The organism is Pseudoponticoccus marisrubri (assembly GCF_001482405.1).
Lineage (GTDB): Bacteria > Pseudomonadota > Alphaproteobacteria > Rhodobacterales > Rhodobacteraceae > Pseudoponticoccus > Pseudoponticoccus marisrubri.
In genome coordinates this window covers 1-12,435 of the sequence record NZ_LPXO01000015.1, presented here as the reverse complement: position 1 = coordinate 12,435, position 12,435 = coordinate 1, and the positions used below count along the sequence as shown (strand labels likewise).

The following is a 12,435-nucleotide window of genomic DNA, read 5'->3' as shown; positions in this document are numbered from 1 at the left end:
GAGAGCCGCCATGTCCGAGGCCATGTTGCCGGAAAAATCGCAGGCCAGCGCGTGGTTTCGCACCCTGCGCGACGAGATCGTCGCCAGTTTCGAGGCGCTGGAGGACAGCCATGACACCGGCCCCTTCGCCGAGGCCGCGCCCGGCCGCTTCGAGGTGACCGAGACGACGCGTCACTCCGATGACGGCTCGGATGCGGGCGGCGGGCTGATGAGCGTGATGCGCGGCGGGCGCGTCTTCGAGAAGGTCGGCGTCAACGTCTCGACCGTCTATGGCACGCTGGGCGACGCGGCGCAGAAGGCGATGGCCGCCCGCGGCGTGCCCGGCGCGGCCGAGGATCCGCGGTTCTGGGCCTCGGGGATCAGCCTCGTGGCGCATATGCAGAACCCGCACGTGCCGGCGGTGCACATGAACACGCGCATGTTCTGGATGCCCGCGGCATGGTGGTTCGGCGGCGGCTCGGACCTGAACCCCTGCATCGAGTATGACGCGGACACGGCGCATTTCCACGCCACCCAGAAGGCGCATCTGGACCCGCATGGCGAGGCGGAATACCCCCGCCTCAAGGCCTGGGCGGACGAGTATTTCTACATCCCCCACCGCAAGCGCGCCCGCGGCGTGGGCGGCATCTTCATGGATGACCGCAATACCGGCGACTGGATCGCGGATTTCACGCTGACGCAGGATATCGGCCGCGCCTTCCTGCCGGCCTATGTGCCGCTGGTCGAAAAGCGCCGCGTCATGCCCTTTTCCGAGGCCGACAAGGACACGCAGCTGGTGCATCGCGGCCTCTATGCCGAGTACAACCTCGTCTATGACCGGGGCACCAAGTTCGGGCTGGCCACCGGCCATGACGCCAATGCCGTGCTGATGAGCCTGCCGCCGCTCGCCAAGTGGGTCTGACCCGGGGGCCCGCTTCGTCTACCAGTACATCAGCGCCGCCCGCTCACTCCCGTAGCGGGCGAACATGCGCACCCGCAGGATGTATTCCTGGCCCTGTTCCAGCCGCACGGTCAGGGTCGTGTTCGCCTCCTGCCCGGCATCGTCGCCGCCCGCGACGTAGCGCGTCACGTCGCCATCGCGGCGGAACAGCACCATCAGCAGGTCCACCTGCCCGAAGGCGCGGATCGTGTGGTCGCGCGTGGCCTCGGGCACCAGCAGGTAATTGGCCTGCTCGGTCGCCTCCAACTCGACCAGGACCGAGCGGAAGGGCGCCAGCCCGATCAGCTCCTCCGGCGTCATGGGCGGGTAGAAGCGCCGCACCTCGGCCCGGTCGGTCTCGCTCAGCCCCAGCGCCGGGCGCAGCCCGGTGCGGTGATAGGGCTCGGGCTGCAGGATCAGCCCGGGCGCAAAGCCGTAATGCATGATCGAATCCGGATCCCAGTCCGATCCGGTGACCAAGCGCGGTGCCAGCTTGCGCAGCACGTTGTGATAGGTGCGCGCCCGGTCCCAGTTGTTGGGCGGGCCGGCGAAATGGCGATAGACCGCGTCCTCGTCCCAGACCAGCCCCGAGAACGGGTTCTGGTGCTCATGCGGAAAGCCCAGCGTGTGCCCGATCTCGTGCACCGCCGTGTCGATGCCGCGCGGGTCGCGGCGCAGGTCCCAGCCGATATTCATCGTCCGTTCGGCCTGGCCCGGAATATCGATCACGTCGCGCCCCACATAGGACCACGAGCCGCCGGGCTGAAAGCCGATGCGGATCTCAGCCTCGGAGATGTCGCCGGTCTCGACAAAGCCCAGCCCGATCCCGACATCGGCCCAGGTGTCGAAGGCCTCGCGCACCATGCGGATATTGGCGCGGTCCCCGGCAAAGGGCCCCTCTTCGAAGAAATAGTAATGCAGGATCGTGCCGTTGACCCATTTGCGGTCCGAATAGCGGATCAGCTCGGCCCGCGCGCTGGACACCGTGTCGGGCAGGCTGCGCTCGGGCACCGCGGGCAGCGCGCATTCGCCCAAGGGCGCGGCGCTGTCGGGTCCGGGCGCGCGCCCTCCGGGCTCCGGCGTGGCCGGATCGTCGAGCCGGCGGCTGAGCGTGTCGATCATCTCCTCGATATCGTCGAGGCGGCGGGCAAGGTGCCGGTCGTAATCCGACGGGCGCGGGGATTTCTGGGAATGGGCCATGGCGATGCTCTGAAATTTGCTGCTGAAAGTCCCGCCATGATGGCAGAATATGCGGCAAAAATCAACTTCAGGGTGTGCGCCTCACGCGTCGCGCCATGCGCCCGGGGGCAGATCGTCCAGCGTCCAGTCGCCCACCGCCCAGCGCACCAGCCGCAGGCAGGGCAGCCCCACATGGGCGGTCATGCGCCGCACCTGCCGGTTGCGCCCCTCGGTGATGGTGATCCGCAGCCAGCCATCCGGCACGGTCTTGCGGAAGCGCACCGGCGGGGTGCGCGGCCAGAGCACGGGCGGATCGATCGCCGCGACCCGGGCGGGCCGCGTGGGGCCGTCCTTGAGCGTCACGCCACGGCGCAGCGCGGCGATCTGCGCGGGCTCGGCCCGGCCCTCGACCTGCACGAGATAGGTCTTGGGGCGCTTGAAGCGGGGATTGGCGATGCGCGCCTGCAGCTTGCCGTCATCGGTCAGCACCAATAGCCCCTCGCTGTCACGATCCAGCCGCCCGGCCGGGTAGACCCCGGGCAGGTCGATGAAATCCGACAAGGTGGCGCGCGGGCTGTCGGCAGTGCCACGATCGGTGAATTGCGACAGCACGCCGTAGGGCTTGTTGAAGAGGATCACGCGCGCCATGGGGCCTCGGGGGCAATATCCGTTTCGTACGATCCGGACGGGATTTTCGTCATTCCGGACACCCTCGCTCAGCCCCGCCGTGCGCGGAAGAAATCCCGCAGCAGCGCGGCCGCCTCGGGCTCGGCCAGCCCGTCATAGATTTCGGGGACGTGGTGGCATTGCGGGTGGCTGAAGATGCGCGGCCCCTGCGCCACCCCGCCGGACTTGGGATCGGAGGCGCCGTAGTAAAGCCGCCGGATCCGCGCCAGAGAGATCGCGGCGGCGCACATCGGACAGGGCTCGAGCGTGACGTAGAGGTCATGGTCCGGCAGCCGTTCGGCCCCGGCGGCGCGCAGCACCAGCATCTCGGCATGGGCCGTCGGGTCCTGCAATTCGCGCGTGCGGTTCCCGGCGCTGGCGACCACCCGGCCACCGGGCGCGACCAGCACGGCGCCTACCGGCACCTCGCCACGGGCGAAGGCCGCGCGCGCGGCCTTCAGCGCCAGGTCCATATGCGACACGAAACTCATACCGCTTGGTACCGGTCCCGGCGGGCGGGGGAAAGGCGCTTGCAAGCGCCTTTCAAGCGGCGTGCACGCCGCTTTGAAGGGCCTTCGAAGGCCCTTCCGCTCCGCGCCCGGCCTGCGTTAAGGAAGGGCATGAGCAAGGATACCCCAGAGGGCGAGCGAATCGCCAAGGTCATCGCGCGCGCGGGCCGGGCCAGCCGCCGCGAGGCCGAGCGGCTGATCGAGGCCGGCCGCGTCACGGTGAACGGCGCCCAAGTCGAACGCGCCGCGCTGAACGTCACCCCGTCGGACCGGATCACCGTGGACGGCACCCCGCTCGAGGCGCCCGACGCGGCGCGGCTGTGGCTCTACCACAAGCCCACGGGCCTCGTGACCACGACGCGGGACGAGCAGGGCCGGCCCACCATCTACGACGAACTGCCCGACGACCTGCCCCGGGTGATGAGCGTGGGGCGGCTGGACCTGAACTCCGAGGGGCTGCTGCTGCTGACCAATGATGGCGGGGTCAAGCGCAAGCTGGAGCTGCCCTCGACCGGCTGGCTGCGAAAGTACCGCGTGCGCGTCAAGGGCCGGCCCACCGATGCCATGCTGGCGCCGCTGCGTGACGGGCTGGAGGTCGACGGCATGCGCTTTCAGCCCATGACCGTGGCGCTGGACCGCCAGCAGGGCGCCAATGCCTGGCTGACCGTCGGGCTGCGCGAGGGCAAGAATCGCGAGATCCGCCGCGCCATGTCCGATATCGGGCTGGAGGTGAACCGGCTGATCCGCCTGTCTTACGGCCCCTTCCAGCTGGGCCAGCTGAAACCGGGCGAGGTGCAGGAGGTGCGCCGCAAGATCCTGCGCGACCAGCTGGGCCTGCCCGCCCCCGAGACCGAGGGCACGGCGACGGCCAGGAAACGCCCGGTGCGGCGCCGGCGGAGCCCGCCGGGACGCGGCCGGAGCTGAGCGCGCGGGCCCCGGCGCCGCCCCGTCCCGGCACGCTCGGCCCCGGCCTGCCCCAGAACACCTCACACGGCATTAACCTTTCTCAGTTTTTCCCGGCCCCTGCCCCGATTTCGCCCGGATTGGGCCGGACCTTGGGGGCATGACATCCCTCATCGCCCTTGCCACGATTCTGTTGACCTCGGTCCTGGTGCTCAGCCAGCTGCCCGGGATCGCGCGCGACACCTATGACGCGCTCGCCGGATGCGCGGCCCGGGCACGGGCCGATCATCGGCTGCCGCAGCGCGCGGCCTTCCTGGCGCTCTGGGCGATGATCTTCCTGCTCAGCTATCTCTAGGTGGAGGCCCTCATGATCCCCAAGGACAGGCGTGCCCGGACCGCAACGACCGCGCCCGATGACGCGGCCTTCGATTCCTGGCTCAACATCCTGTTCCTGGCGGCCTTCCCGCTGCTGCTCTGGCTGTTCCGCGGCTCGTTCGCCGGGGTGGCCACGGCGCTGATGGCGCTGTGGATCTTCTCTATCGGTCTGCGGCTGATCGCGCATGGCCACCGGCTGCACCAAGCCTATGACGCCGCGCCGGTCGCCCGGCGCCCGCGCCTGCCGCGCAAGATCCTGGGCTCGGCCCTGATCGGGGTGATGGTGCTGATCCTGGCCGGGCACCAGTTCGCCACGCTGATGCCGCCGCTGCTGATGGGCCTGACGGGCATGGCGCTGAGCCTTGCGGCCTTCGGGCCGGACCCGCTGCGCGACAAGGGCGAACAACAGCCCGTCAATTCCGCCGCGCTGGAGGTCGAGGCCGCGCAGGCCCGGCTGGAGGATGTGCTGGTCGAACTGACCGACCGCATTGCCGCCCTGCAGGATGCCGACCTGACCCGGCGCAGCGAGGCGACCCGCGCCATGGTGCTGCGCTGCATGCGCAGCATCGGCCACACGCCCGAAGAGCGGGCCCGCATCCTCAAGCCGGTGACCCGCTTCGCCGAAATGCTGGAAACCGAGACCGCGCGGCTGGAGGACGCCGCAAGGCGCGAGGATTTCCGCTTTGCCCGCCGTCGCTTCGTCGCCAAGCTGGACGTGATGGCCGAAAGCTTCGAGGAACGCGCCCGGCGGCACGGGCTGCGCGGCGGCCGCGACGTGTTCGACATGGAGGCGGACTTCCTGCTGGAGCGCATGCCGCGCGAATCCGCTGCCTGACGCCCCTCGCCGCGGGTTCCCCCTAGCAAGCGCAGCAATTTGCCCTTAAGTTCTGCGGCGTAAGCAGAGCGCGGGGGAGCCATGTCCGGAAACGCCTTGCAGAAGGTGAGCTACGTGCTGTTGATCGTGCTCCTGTTCGGGGTGGCGACCGGCTGGCTCGGGGGGCTCTAGGCATGGCGCAGCGCTATGGCGGCAAGTACAGCCCCGACGGCGAAAGCGGCCCGGAGCCCGGCGACCGCCCGGCCTATGCGGGTGCGACGGTGACGCCGGTCGGTGCACGCTCGAACCTGCTTTTCATCCCGCCCATCGTGCTGGCCGCGCTGTCGCTGAATGACGGTGCCGTGGGCCTCGCCGCGGGACTGGGCGGCGCGGGCGCGCTGCTGCTGGGCGCCTGGCTGCTGCGCGACGGGCTGAAGGCGCAGGCCGCCTATGACGCGCGCAAGGTGGCGCGCCGTCCGGGCATCCCGCGCAAGCTGTTTGCCGCCGTGCTGACCGGGATCGGCGCCGCGATCGCCGCCTGGCGGTCCGAGCCCGGGCTGGTCGCACCGCTGATCTTCGGCGGCGCCGCGACCGCGCTGCACCTCGGCGCCTTCGGCCTCGATCCGATGAAGGACAAGGGGATGGAGGGGATCGACACCTTCCAGCAGGACCGCGTCGCCCGGGTGGTGGACGAGGCCGAGAAACACCTGGCCGACATGACGGACGCGGTGAAACGTGCCGGCGACCGGCAGGTCGAGGCCCGGGTCGAGCGCTTTGCCGGCAAGGTGCGCGAGATGATCCGCACGGTCGAAGAGGATCCCCGCGACCTGACGGCGGCCAAGAAATTCCTTGGCGTCTACCTGATGGGCGCCCGGGATGCGGCGGTGAAGTTTTCCGATGTCTACGCGCGCAAACGCGACCGCGATGCGCGCAGCGATTTCATGATGCTGTTGACCGATCTGGAAGAGAGCTTTGACAAGAAGATCGACAGGCTGTTGCTGGACAACAATGCCGATCTGACCGTCGAGATCGAGGTACTGCGCGAGCGTCTGCAGCGCGAAGGTGTCCGTCTCGACACGCGATGAAGTGATTTAATGCGGGAGCCCCCATGTCTGAGAATGTACGCCAAGAAGCCGAGAAGGCAGTGACCCTGGTCGACGAGGTGAACGCGGTGGTTCTGCCCGAGCCGCGCGACGCCAATGCCATCGTGCACCTGAAGGAGGCCGACGCCCCGGTCGGCGAGGAGATCCGCACCCGCATGGACGAGATCGACATGCGCGACACGAACTCCATCGTGTCCTTCGGCTCCGCCGCGCAGGCCGAGCTGCAGGAGATCAGCCAGGCCATGCTGGCCGATGTGCGCAACAAGGATGTGGGCCCGGCGGGTGACGGGCTGCGCAACATGGTCACCACGATCCGCGGCTTCTCGGTCTCGGAGCTGGACGTGCGCCGCGAACGCTCGTGGTGGGAAAAGCTCTTGGGCCGCGCCGCGCCCTTCGCCAAGTTCACCGCCCGCTACGAGACCGTGCAGGCGCAGATCGACAAGATCACCGACGACCTTCTCAAGCATGAGCACACGCTGCTGAAGGACATCAAGTCTCTGGACATGCTCTACGAGAAGACGCTGCAGTTCTACGACGAGCTGGCGCTGTACATCGCGGCCGGCGAGGAGAAGCTGGAAGAGCTCGACAACACCGAGATCCCCGCCAAGGAGGCCGAGGTCAACGCCGCGCCCGAGGGGGACCAGGTGATGAAGGCGCAGGAGCTGCGCGACCTGCGCGCCGCGCGCGACGACCTGGAACGCCGGGTGCATGACCTCAAGCTGACGCGGCAGGTGACCATGCAGTCCCTGCCCTCGATCCGGCTGGTGCAGGAGAACGACAAGTCGCTGGTCACCAAGATCAACTCGACCCTCGTCAATACCGTCCCGCTCTGGGAGACGCAGCTGGCCCAGGCGGTCACGCTGCAGCGCTCCAAGCAGGCGGCGGCGGCGGTGCGCGATGCCAATGACCTGACCAACGAGCTGCTGACCTCGAACGCGGCCAACCTGCGCGACAGCAACAAGATGATCCGCGAGGAGATGGAGCGCGGCGTGTTCGACATCGAGGCCGTCAAGCAGGCCAATGCCGACCTGGTCGCCACCATCCAGGACAGCCTGCAGATCGCCGACGAGGGCAAGGCGCGCCGCGCCAAGGCCGAGGAAGAGCTCCAGACCATGGAGAAGGAACTGCGCGAGACGCTGGCCGCCGCCAAGTCGCGGCGCAGCGGCACCGGCGACGTGGCCGCCACCTCGGTCCCGCGCTGATCATGCTGCGTCGGGGCAGGCTTGCCGCCACGCTGGCGGCTCTTGGTGTCGTCGCGGCCCTTGCGGGCTGCGAGACCTCGGCGCTGGCCCCGCGCACGAGCGGGGTCAAGCCGCAGGCGCGTCCCGCCACGCTGGCCCCGGCGCCCGCGCCGCAGCCCGCGGCGATGCCGGCCCAGCCGGCCGCGCCCGAGCCCTCGGCCGCCAGCCAGGCGCTTGCGCAGTACTACGCCCGCGTCCAGAATGACCTGCTGGCCCGCGGTCTGCTGCGCACCGATGGCGGCGGCCCCGACACGGCCTTCACCGACACGATGCTGGTGCGCAACTTCGCCGCCATCGCTCTGGAGGAGGAATATGTCCGCGGCGAGGGGCTGCGCCCCTCGGGCGGGGCGGCCAGCGCGATCAAGAAATGGCTGCAGCCGGTGCGCATGACGGTCGAGTTCGGCCCGCGCGTGCCCGAGGACCAGCACGCCTTCGACCGCGCGCAGGTCTCGTCCTTTGCCGCGCGGCTGGCGCGGGTCACCGGCCACCCGATCACCATGACGGACAGCGACCCCAATTTCCACGTCCTGTTCATGAGCGAGGATGACAGCGACCGCATCGCGCCGCGCATCCAGCAGATCGTGCCGGACGTGAACCCGTCGGCCCTGCGCATCTTCAACAACCTGCCGCGCTCGATCCATTGCCTTGTCGTCGCCTTCTCGGACACGCCGGGCGGCTATTCCTACGGCACCGCGATCGCGGTTATCCGCTCGGAGCATCCCGAGCTGCTGCGCCGCTCCTGCATCCACGAGGAGGTGGCGCAGGGCATGGGGCTGGGCAATGACGACCCGCGCGCGCGGCCCTCGATCTTCAACGACGATGACGAGTTCGCGCTGCTGACGACGCATGACGAGATGCTGCTGAAGATCCTCTACGATCCGCGGCTGACCCCGGGCATGCGCGCCGAACAGGCGCTGCCCATCGTCCAGGCCAGGGCCGCCGAGCTGACCGGCTCGGACGGGCCGAGTTAAATCAAGGGAGTATTCGGATGGGCATTTGGGATTTCCTGTCGGGCCAGTTCATCGACGTCATCCACTGGACCGACGACACCCGCGACACCATGGTCTGGCGTTTCCAGCGCGAGGGCCACGAGATCAAGTACGGCGCCAAGCTGACCGTGCGCGAGGGGCAGGCCGCCGTCTTCGTGCATGAGGGCCAGCTGGCCGACGTGTTCACGCCCGGGCTCTACATGCTCGAGACCAACAACATGCCGATCATGACCTCGTTGCAGCACTGGGATCACGGCTTCCAGTCGCCCTTCAAGTCCGAGGTCTATTTCGTCAACACAAACCGGTTCACCAACCTCAAATGGGGCACCAAGAACCCGATCATGCTGCGCGACCCGGAATTCGGGCCGGTGCGCATCCGGGCCTTCGGCACCTATTCGGTCAAGGTGGCGGACCCGGCGCTGTTCCTGTCCGAGATCGTGGGCACCGATGGCGAGTTCACGATGGACGAGATCAGCTTCCAGATCCGCAACATCATCGTGCAGGAATTCTCGAAGGACATCGCGAAAAGCGGCATCCCGGTGCTGGACATGGCGGCCAACACAGGCGACGTGGGCCAGCTGATCGCCAAGGCGATCGACCCGGTGATCCGGCAATACGGGCTGGAGCTGCCCGAGCTCTACATCGAGAACATCTCGCTGCCGCCCGAGGTCGAGAAGGCGCTGGATGCGCGCACCTCGCGCGGGCTGGCGGGCAATCTCGACGACCACATGAAGTGGAAGGCGGCCGAGGCCATGGGCCAGGGCGGCGCGATGGACCAGTCCATGGGCATGGGCTTCGGCGCCGGCATGGGCATGCAGATGGCCAACGCGATGGGCCAGCAGGGCCCCTGGGGCGCCGCCCCCCAACAGCCGCAGGCGGCGGCCGCCGCCCCGCCGCCCCCGCCCCCGGTCGAGCATGTCTGGCACCTGGCCGAGAACGGCCAGACCCGCGGCCCCTTCTCGCGCGCCGATCTGGGCCGCATGGCCAGCAGCGGCGAGCTGACCCGCGAGACCTATGTCTGGACGCAAGGCCAGGACGGCTGGAAGAAGGCGGGCCAGGTCTCGGAACTGGCACAGCTCTTCACCGTCATGCCCCCGCCCCCGCCGCCGATGTAACGGCGTGGTGACGCGCCCCGCCCTTGCTCGCGGCGCGGTTCCGAATAGGCCGACGCCCCCTGCAGATATCTGCGGGGCGTAAAGACTTTTTGTGATCTCGGGCGTCGAGTTTGCGGGACTTTTCTGCAGTTCGCCGCACTTGCTGAGTTTGCGCAGCAACAGCGAAGCCCAGTGGGAGGAAGGGCGCATTGTGTTGAAGAATTCGGTGTGCTGCGAGGACGAAGCAAATCTCCAGAACCTCCTCCCAAGAGAGCTCCGTCGCGCGGACACAGTTTGACCAAGGGTGAATTGAGGGAAAGCTGTTCCAAAATTTTAAAGCGAATTTCAGGCCGCAGAGTTTTTCAACACAATGGGCGGACAGCGGTCATTCTCCGCGCCTGCGAACTGGGCGGGCCGCCGAACGACGAACCGACTTTCATTCCAGTATCGCAGAGAGAATTATGCTGCGTCACCGCATGGCCGCATCGAGGCCAAACAACCTGTAAGATGTTCCTAGGGTCAGGATTCATAACCAGTAGATGACGATGGCCGCGAGGGCGATGGCCGAGAGAAAGACTTTGGGGCATCGGTCATAGCGGGTCGCGACGCGCCTCCAGTCTTTGAGCCTGCCGAACATGATCTCGATGCGGTTCCGCCGCTTGTCATGTTTCACCGGTGTCTTGCGTTGCTTTCGGCCGGGGATGCAGGCGCGTATTGACCTGCTCCCCAGAAATGTCCTCGAATTTTGGTTAGCCTGTTCTCCAATTGAGGAGACAGACGATGAAGAGAAGCCGTTTCAGCGAAGAACAGATCATTGGGATTTTGAAGGAGCATCAGGCCGGGCTGGGCGCGAAGGAGCTGTGCCGCAAGCACGGGATCAGCGACGCGACCTTCTACAAGTGGCGGTCGAAGTATGGCGGCATGGAGGTTTCCGACGCGCGGCGGCTGAAGACGCTGGAAACTGAGAACGCCAAGCTGAAGAGGATGCTGGCCGAGCAGATGATGGATGTGGTGACGCTTAAAGAGATGCTTGGAAAAAACTTCTGAGGCCCGGTTCGAGGCGGAATGCCGTGGACTGCGCCATGAAAGAGAAGAGGTATTCGCAGCGTCGCGCCTGTGCTCTGGCGGGGATTGATCCGCGGGTTTACCGGCGGGCATCGAAGCGTCCGGCGGATACTGAGCTGCGGGTCAGGATGAAGGAATTGGCGTCTGAACGGCGGCGGTTTGGCTATCGGCGTCTGCACATCCTTTTGAAGCGCGAGGGGTGGCATGTGAACTGGAAGAAGCTGTACCGGCTCTACCGCGAAAAAGGGTTAACCGTTCGTAAACGCGGCGGACGCAAGCGCGCTGTGGGCACCAGGACGCCGATGGCGATCCCGCAAGGACCGAACCAGAGATGGTCGCTCGACTTCATGTCCGATGCGCTGGAAGACGGGCGCAGGTTCCGTGTGCTGAACGTCATTGATGACTTCAGCCGGGAATGCCTGGCCGCCGTGGTGGATACATCCATCGGCGGCGCGCGTGTCGCCCGAGAACTGGATCGGATTGCAGAACTGCGAGGCTACCCCTGCATGGTGGTCTCGGACAACGGGACGGAACTGACATCGAACGCGATGCTCAAATGGCAGGAAGACCGAAAGGTCGGTTGGCACCACATCGCGCCTGGCAAACCCATGCAGAACGGTCTGGTGGAAAGCTTCAACGGAAGAATGCGCGAGGAGTGCCTGAACGAACACCTGTTCCCGTCTCTGCGCCATGCCTGCCGCATGATTGCGGCATGGCGCGCCGACTACAATCACCAACGCCCACATTCGAGCCTCGACGGGCTCACTCCGTGGGAGTAGCACCAACGGTCAAGAGAGGACCAAAACCTGAACAGCGCTAACTTATAAACGCGGACTCCAAGGGGAGCAGGTCAGTATGCCCTTTTCCTGCAACGCTTCTCTGAACCAGTCGGCGTCATAGCCGCGATCCCCGAGCAGCCATTTGACGTTTGGAAGGCTGCCAAGCAGCGCCCGCGCGCCGATATAATCGCTGACTTGCCCGGCAGTCACGAACAGGTCGATCGGTCGTCCCTGGCTATCACAGATCGCGTGCAGTTTGGTGTTCATCCCGCCCTTGGTGCGACCGATCAGGCGACCGCGCCCCCTTTTTTTTTGGCGGCCATGCTGGTCGCCGTTCGATGTGCCTTCAAGTAGGTCGCGTCGATCATCACAGTCTTCTCTTCGCCGTGCTCAGCTGCCAGACCCGCCATCATCCGCGCGAAAATGCCGTTCTCGCTCCAGCGCTTCCACCGGCTATAGAGCGTCTTGTGCGGACCGTAGGCGGAAGGAGCGTCACGCCAGCGCAAGCCATTGCGATTGATAAAGATAATCCCACTCAACACGCGCCTGTCATCGACCCGAGGCAAGCCATGTGGCTTGGGAAAGAAGGGGACCAGACGTGCCATCTGCGCGTCGGTCAAGCAGAAAAGATCGCTCATGTCACCGCTCCGTTTTCGGAACCGTGAATCACGCCCCGCGAACGAAATCAATGCATCCTGACCCTAGGCAGTTATGGCCGTCCGCGGATGACCGAGGAGTTGAAGGAGTTGGGCCTGAACATTGGCCACCGCCGTGTCGGTCGTCTGATGCGTGAGAACGG

12 protein-coding genes and 3 pseudogenes are annotated in these 12,435 nt (G+C 66.8%); 10 read left to right on the top strand and 5 right to left on the bottom strand.

Going from position 1 to position 12,435, the window contains the following annotated elements; genetic code table 11:
* Positions 1 to 10: 10 nt before the first annotated feature.
* Positions 11 to 901, top strand: coding sequence for an oxygen-dependent coproporphyrinogen oxidase (gene hemF, locus AVJ23_RS18370; RefSeq protein ID WP_058863687.1), 891 nt, complete (start codon positions 11 to 13; stop codon positions 899 to 901).
* A gap of 18 nt (positions 902 to 919) precedes the next feature.
* On the opposite strand, the gene AVJ23_RS18365 is transcribed toward hemF, so the two are convergent.
* The 3 genes from AVJ23_RS18365 to AVJ23_RS18355 all read right to left on the bottom strand — a co-directional run bounded on the left by AVJ23_RS18365 (position 920) and on the right by AVJ23_RS18355 (position 3,255).
* A complete protein-coding gene (locus AVJ23_RS18365) occupies positions 920 to 2,119 on the bottom strand; it encodes a matrixin family metalloprotease (RefSeq protein ID WP_058863686.1) in 1,200 nt (399 codons plus the stop codon).
* An 81-nt stretch (positions 2,120 to 2,200) separates the two neighbouring features.
* Positions 2,201 to 2,746, bottom strand: a complete 546-nt coding sequence (locus AVJ23_RS18360; RefSeq protein ID WP_058863685.1) for a pseudouridine synthase — start codon at positions 2,744 to 2,746, stop codon at positions 2,201 to 2,203.
* A 68-nt stretch (positions 2,747 to 2,814) separates the two neighbouring features.
* The gene (locus AVJ23_RS18355; protein WP_058863684.1) at positions 2,815 to 3,255 is read right to left on the bottom strand and encodes a nucleoside deaminase; all 441 of its coding nucleotides are present in this window, start codon (positions 3,253 to 3,255) and stop codon (positions 2,815 to 2,817) included.
* A 129-nt stretch (positions 3,256 to 3,384) separates the two neighbouring features.
* Between AVJ23_RS18355 and AVJ23_RS18350 the strand changes: the two genes are divergently transcribed.
* The 7 genes from AVJ23_RS18350 to AVJ23_RS18320 all read left to right on the top strand — a co-directional run bounded on the left by AVJ23_RS18350 (position 3,385) and on the right by AVJ23_RS18320 (position 9,813).
* Positions 3,385 to 4,197 (top strand): pseudouridine synthase, encoded by an 813-nt coding sequence (locus tag AVJ23_RS18350; RefSeq protein ID WP_058863683.1) that lies wholly within the window; start codon positions 3,385 to 3,387, stop codon positions 4,195 to 4,197.
* Positions 4,198 to 4,336: 139 nt separating this feature from the next.
* Entirely contained in the window at positions 4,337 to 4,531 is a 195-nt protein-coding gene (locus tag AVJ23_RS18345) for a hypothetical protein (RefSeq protein ID WP_058863682.1), read from the top strand.
* 12 nt (positions 4,532 to 4,543) lie between these two features.
* Positions 4,544 to 5,386, top strand: a complete 843-nt coding sequence (locus AVJ23_RS18340) for a hypothetical protein (protein ID WP_157772707.1) — start codon at positions 4,544 to 4,546, stop codon at positions 5,384 to 5,386.
* 173 nt (positions 5,387 to 5,559) lie between these two features.
* Positions 5,560 to 6,450, top strand: coding sequence for a 5-bromo-4-chloroindolyl phosphate hydrolysis family protein (locus AVJ23_RS18335; RefSeq protein WP_058863680.1), 891 nt, complete (start codon positions 5,560 to 5,562; stop codon positions 6,448 to 6,450).
* A gap of 23 nt (positions 6,451 to 6,473) precedes the next feature.
* Positions 6,474 to 7,670: a toxic anion resistance protein gene (locus tag AVJ23_RS18330; protein WP_058863679.1), complete on the top strand. Its 1,197-nt coding sequence runs from the start codon at positions 6,474 to 6,476 to the stop codon at positions 7,668 to 7,670.
* A gap of 2 nt (positions 7,671 to 7,672) precedes the next feature.
* Positions 7,673 to 8,680 carry a DUF2927 domain-containing protein gene (locus AVJ23_RS18325; RefSeq protein ID WP_058863678.1) on the top strand — a complete coding sequence of 336 codons (1,008 nt, stop codon included), beginning with the start codon at positions 7,673 to 7,675 and terminating at the stop codon, positions 8,678 to 8,680.
* Positions 8,681 to 8,697: 17 nt separating this feature from the next.
* Positions 8,698 to 9,813: an SPFH domain-containing protein gene (locus AVJ23_RS18320; RefSeq protein ID WP_058863677.1), complete on the top strand. Its 1,116-nt coding sequence runs from the start codon at positions 8,698 to 8,700 to the stop codon at positions 9,811 to 9,813.
* 505 nt (positions 9,814 to 10,318) lie between these two features.
* Here AVJ23_RS18320 and AVJ23_RS18315 read toward each other — a convergent pair.
* Positions 10,319 to 10,531, bottom strand: a pseudogene (locus AVJ23_RS18315) (transposase); the annotation flags it as partial.
* A gap of 41 nt (positions 10,532 to 10,572) precedes the next feature.
* Here AVJ23_RS18315 and AVJ23_RS18305 point away from each other — a divergent pair.
* A protein-coding gene (locus AVJ23_RS18305; RefSeq protein ID WP_099045534.1) for an IS3 family transposase occupies positions 10,573 to 11,636 on the top strand; the annotation gives its coding sequence in 2 pieces (ribosomal slippage) (positions 10,573 to 10,828 and positions 10,828 to 11,636; 1,065 coding nt in all).
* Between the two features lie 60 nt (positions 11,637 to 11,696).
* Here AVJ23_RS18305 and AVJ23_RS22360 read toward each other — a convergent pair.
* Positions 11,697 to 12,274 (bottom strand): annotated as a pseudogene (locus AVJ23_RS22360) (IS5 family transposase); the annotation flags it as partial.
* A 54-nt stretch (positions 12,275 to 12,328) separates the two neighbouring features.
* On the opposite strand from AVJ23_RS22360, the pseudogene AVJ23_RS22355 reads away from it, so the two are divergent.
* A pseudogene (locus AVJ23_RS22355) lies at positions 12,329 to 12,435 on the top strand (IS3 family transposase); the annotation flags it as partial.

Excerpts from the sequence above, each read along its gene's own strand:
- AVJ23_RS18330 (WP_058863679.1), top strand. The coding sequence starts at position 6,474 with ATGTCTGAGAATGTACGCCAAGAAGCCGAGAAGGCAGTGACCCTGGTC.
- AVJ23_RS18360 (WP_058863685.1), bottom strand. The coding sequence starts at position 2,746 with ATGGCGCGCGTGATCCTCTTCAACAAGCCCTACGGCGTGCTGTCGCAA.
- AVJ23_RS18325 (WP_058863678.1), top strand. The coding sequence starts at position 7,673 with ATGCTGCGTCGGGGCAGGCTTGCCGCCACGCTGGCGGCTCTTGGTGTC.
- AVJ23_RS18320 (WP_058863677.1), top strand. The coding sequence starts at position 8,698 with ATGGGCATTTGGGATTTCCTGTCGGGCCAGTTCATCGACGTCATCCAC.
- AVJ23_RS18335 (WP_058863680.1), top strand. The coding sequence starts at position 5,560 with ATGGCGCAGCGCTATGGCGGCAAGTACAGCCCCGACGGCGAAAGCGGC.
- AVJ23_RS18340 (WP_157772707.1), top strand. The coding sequence starts at position 4,544 with ATGATCCCCAAGGACAGGCGTGCCCGGACCGCAACGACCGCGCCCGAT.
- AVJ23_RS18345 (WP_058863682.1), top strand. The coding sequence starts at position 4,337 with ATGACATCCCTCATCGCCCTTGCCACGATTCTGTTGACCTCGGTCCTG.
- hemF (WP_058863687.1), top strand. The coding sequence starts at position 11 with ATGTCCGAGGCCATGTTGCCGGAAAAATCGCAGGCCAGCGCGTGGTTT.
- AVJ23_RS18355 (WP_058863684.1), bottom strand. The coding sequence starts at position 3,255 with ATGAGTTTCGTGTCGCATATGGACCTGGCGCTGAAGGCCGCGCGCGCG.
- AVJ23_RS18350 (WP_058863683.1), top strand. The coding sequence starts at position 3,385 with ATGAGCAAGGATACCCCAGAGGGCGAGCGAATCGCCAAGGTCATCGCG.
- AVJ23_RS18365 (WP_058863686.1), bottom strand. The coding sequence starts at position 2,119 with ATGGCCCATTCCCAGAAATCCCCGCGCCCGTCGGATTACGACCGGCAC.